The sequence below is a fragment of the Lamprobacter sp. genome (assembly GCF_034860625.1).
Lineage (GTDB): Bacteria > Pseudomonadota > Gammaproteobacteria > Chromatiales > Chromatiaceae > Lamprobacter.
Genome location: NZ_JAYESN010000547.1, coordinates 1 through 1,260 on the forward strand (window position 1 = coordinate 1; position 1,260 = coordinate 1,260).

Annotated in this window: 3 protein-coding genes; 2 read left to right on the plus strand and 1 reads right to left on the minus strand. The window is 60.9% G+C overall.

Annotated elements, in window-relative coordinates:
* Positions 1-200: deoxyribodipyrimidine photo-lyase (locus VBE63_RS29665; protein WP_323686557.1), on the minus strand; the 200-nt coding region annotated here is incomplete at its 3' end.
* 208 nt (positions 201-408) lie between these two features.
* Between VBE63_RS29665 and VBE63_RS29670 the strand changes: the two genes are divergently transcribed.
* Both VBE63_RS29670 and VBE63_RS29675 read left to right on the plus strand, forming a co-directional pair.
* Positions 409-783, plus strand: coding sequence for a nucleotidyltransferase domain-containing protein (locus tag VBE63_RS29670; protein WP_323686558.1), 375 nt, complete (start codon positions 409-411; stop codon positions 781-783).
* Between the two features lie 26 nt (positions 784-809).
* Positions 810-1,202 (plus strand): HEPN domain-containing protein, encoded by a 393-nt coding sequence (locus VBE63_RS29675; protein WP_323686559.1) that lies wholly within the window; start codon positions 810-812, stop codon positions 1,200-1,202.
* The last annotated feature ends 58 nt before the right edge of the window (positions 1,203-1,260 follow it).

A 1,260-nucleotide genomic window follows, 5' to 3' on the forward strand; every position in this document is an offset into this window, starting at 1 on the left:
CGCAGCTGTTGGTCAAGCGCGTTCAGGCTCTGATGCAGCCACCAACGGGAGGCTGCGCCGGGTTGCCAAGGGGCCTCCTCGTCGGGTGCATGGATGTAGACCGGGATCAGGCGCTCGCTCTGTGCAAGCGCCGCGCTGAGCGCTGGGTTATCGCTGAGCCGCAGATCGCGACGCAGCCAGAGGAGGGCTGTGATGGGCATGGTGTCCGTGGCTTGCTTGGGCCGCTTGCTCAGGATGGCTGATTATCTCAGACTCCGCAGGAGAGGTTTGACAGGCATCGAGCGATCCAGCTGAATCCAGCCTGCTAGCCTGCAATACCGCACCGGCGCCAGTGCGCATCCCACCGTTTGAGACATCAAGATGGATTTGATTGATGTCCTCGGTGACTGAAGGAACTCTGAGATCAACATGCTCAAGCGAGTAGAACAGCGCGACGAAGCGCGCGACGCCGATATCGACGCCGCAACAGCGAAGGCCCTGCGTTTGTTCGGCGAGCGGATCAAGGCTCAGTACGAGGTGCTCGAGCTGATCTTGTTCGGCAGTCGCGCCCGTGGCGATTACATGCATGATAGCGATGCGGATGTTGCTGTGTTGCTGCGTGGAGATCACCGGCGGCTTCTGCCCACCAAACTCGCCATGGCCGACGAGGCTTTCGATGTCCTGCTGGAGACGGGCATACGCATCCAACCCTTGCCCATCTGGGAGGATCAGTGGACCGATCCAGAGCACTACACCAATCCTCGGTTATTGCAGAACATCGCCCGCGAGGGCCTGCGTTTGTGAGCAACTCGAACGATAGTGCAGTGCTGATGCAGAAGGCTGACCGGGCACTGCTATCAGCTCGACTGTTGCTCGATGCGGGTGACATGGATGGAGCCTGCAATCGGGCCTATTACGCGATGTTCGATGCCGCGCGAGCCGCGCTCGCCAACGCGGTTGAGCCCGAGACCACCAAGACGCATCGTGGTCTCATTGCGGCCTTTGGCCTCCAACTCGTCAAGCCTGGTCGGCTCCCAAAAGAGTTGGGGCGACTCTTGAATCGTGCCGAGGACGTTAGGCTACTCGCTGATTACACTGGCGACTCGGTCGAGCCCGGGGACGCGCGCGAACTGCTCGTTCAGGCGGCGACCTTCGTCAAGGCAGTGCAGGACTTTTTGGACGGCTCCCGAGATGCGCTTGGGGCGCCGGCGATTGATCCGTAATCTGTGGCTGCCGGACACACCGCTTGATCGCAACAGCAGCGGACTGGCCTGTCATCAA